Source organism: Streptococcus sp. 2018037 (assembly GCF_019754195.1).
Taxonomy (GTDB): Bacteria; Bacillota; Bacilli; order Lactobacillales; family Streptococcaceae; genus Streptococcus; species Streptococcus hashimotonensis.
On sequence record NZ_JAIJZQ010000051.1, the window covers coordinates 1 to 1,682 of the forward strand.

General features: G+C 47.7%; 1 protein-coding gene, 12 tRNA genes and 1 rRNA gene. All 14 read left to right on the top strand.

The genetic code is table 11. From position 1 onward, the window contains the following. Positions 1–10: 10 nt before the first annotated feature. A 5S ribosomal RNA gene (rrf, locus tag K5Q29_RS10500) occupies positions 11–126 on the top strand. Positions 127–131: 5 nt separating this feature from the next. Further along, positions 132–204 (top strand) — tRNA-Val (locus K5Q29_RS10505). A 5-nt stretch (positions 205–209) separates the two neighbouring features. Beyond that, positions 210–280: transfer RNA gene (locus K5Q29_RS10510), tRNA-Gly, on the top strand. A 30-nt stretch (positions 281–310) separates the two neighbouring features. Next, a tRNA-Ile gene (locus tag K5Q29_RS10515) sits at positions 311–384 on the top strand. Positions 385–390: 6 nt separating this feature from the next. Beyond that, positions 391–462 (top strand) — tRNA-Glu (locus K5Q29_RS10520). Positions 463–467: 5 nt separating this feature from the next. Then, positions 468–557 (top strand) — tRNA-Ser (locus tag K5Q29_RS10525). Positions 558–566: 9 nt separating this feature from the next. After that, positions 567–640: transfer RNA gene (locus tag K5Q29_RS10530), tRNA-Met, on the top strand. A 15-nt stretch (positions 641–655) separates the two neighbouring features. Next, positions 656–728 (top strand) — tRNA-Phe (locus tag K5Q29_RS10535). A 20-nt stretch (positions 729–748) separates the two neighbouring features. Next, positions 749–829, top strand: a tRNA-Tyr gene (locus K5Q29_RS10540). 7 nt (positions 830–836) lie between these two features. Then, positions 837–907 (top strand) — tRNA-Trp (locus K5Q29_RS10545). A 7-nt stretch (positions 908–914) separates the two neighbouring features. After that, positions 915–987 (top strand) — tRNA-His (locus tag K5Q29_RS10550). 11 nt (positions 988–998) lie between these two features. After that, positions 999–1,070: transfer RNA gene (locus K5Q29_RS10555), tRNA-Gln, on the top strand. Positions 1,071–1,081: 11 nt separating this feature from the next. Further along, positions 1,082–1,165 (top strand) — tRNA-Leu (locus K5Q29_RS10560). Positions 1,166–1,358: 193 nt separating this feature from the next. Then, a partial coding sequence (tnpA, locus tag K5Q29_RS10565) for an IS200/IS605 family transposase (protein WP_205032701.1) occupies positions 1,359–1,682 on the top strand: 324 nt, incomplete at its 3' end.

Below are 1,682 nucleotides of genomic sequence, written 5' to 3' on the forward strand. Positions count from 1 at the left end.
GACTCAGTAGTTAAGTGACGATAGCCTAGGAGATACACCTGTACCCATGCCGAACACAGCAGTTAAGCCCTAGAACGCCTGAAGTAGTTGGGGGTTGCCCCCTGTTAGATACGGTAGTCGCTTAGCAAATTGGGAGTTTAGCTCAGCTGGGAGAGCATCTGCCTTACAAGCAGAGGGTCAGCGGTTCGATCCCGTTAACTCCCATATAAGCGGGTGTAGTTTAGTGGTAAAACTACAGCCTTCCAAGCTGTTGTCGCGAGTTCGATTCTCGTCACCCGCTTTGAACATAGTTCATACCCAAACTTGGTTTGGGCGCGTAGCTCAGATGGTTAGAGCGCACGCCTGATAAGCGTGAGGTCGGTGGTTCGATTCCACTCGTGCCCATTATATGGTCCGTTGGTCAAGGGGTTAAGACACCGCCTTTTCACGGCGGTAACACGGGTTCGAATCCCGTACGGACTATATTTGGAGGATTACCCAAGTCCGGCTGAAGGGAACGGTCTTGAAAACCGTCAGGCGTGTAAAAGCGTGCGTGGGTTCGAATCCCACATCCTCCTTACTACTATCGCGGGATGGAGCAGCTAGGTAGCTCGTCGGGCTCATAACCCGAAGGTCGTAGGTTCAAATCCTGCTCCCGCAATTTCTTTAAGAATTTGGCTCGGTAGCTCAGTTGGTAGAGCAATGGATTGAAGCTCCATGTGTCGGCGGTTCGATTCCGTCTCGCGCCATTAATTTAATATTATATTTCGGAGAGATAGCGAAGAGGCTAAACGCGGCGGACTGTAAATCCGCTCCTTCGGGTTCGGGGGTTCGAATCCCTCTCTCTCCATACCTTTACGGGCATAGTTTAAAGGTAGAACTAAGGTCTCCAAAACCTTCAGTGTGGGTTCAATTCCTACTGCCCGTGTTATATGGCGGGTGTGGTGAAGTGGTTAACACATCAGATTGTGGCTCTGACATTCGGGGGTTCGATTCCCCTCACTCGCCTATTTTAATATTGGGGTATCGCCAAGCGGTAAGGCAAGGGACTTTGACTCCCTCATGCGTTGGTTCGAATCCAGCTACCCCAGTTCAACTATATGCCGGCGTGGCGGAATTGGCAGACGCGCTGGACTCAAAATCCAGTGCCCTCACGGGCGTGCCGGTTCGACCCCGGCCGCCGGTATAGTTTATGAAGAAATGTTGATTTATCAGCGTTTCTTTTTTTGCTTATGTGACTTTTAGTCCGTCACGCTCCGTAAGGTGCGTGACAAATAAACCACCCGCTATGCGGGTGCGCGACGAAGGTTATACCAAAAAACTCCAAACGCGATACAATAAAGGTGTTCAAGCCAATTGTAAAGCGAGAGGAGAAAAGTATGGCACAAAAGGCACATAGTTTATCACATACAAAGTGGTTGTGTAAGTACCTCATTGTCTTCACACCTAAGTATAGACGAAAAATCATCTATAATCAATATCGAAGTAGCTTGGGAGAAATATTCCAACGTTTGTGTAGTTATAAAGGCGTAGAAATTATCGAAGGACATCTGATGCCGGATCATGTTCATATGTTAGTCAGTATTCCTCCGAGATTAAGTGTATCAAGCTTTATGGGTTATTTAAAAGGTAAGAGTGCTCTTATGATGTTTGATAAACACGCCAATCTCAAATATAAATTTGGCAATCGTCATTTCTGGGCA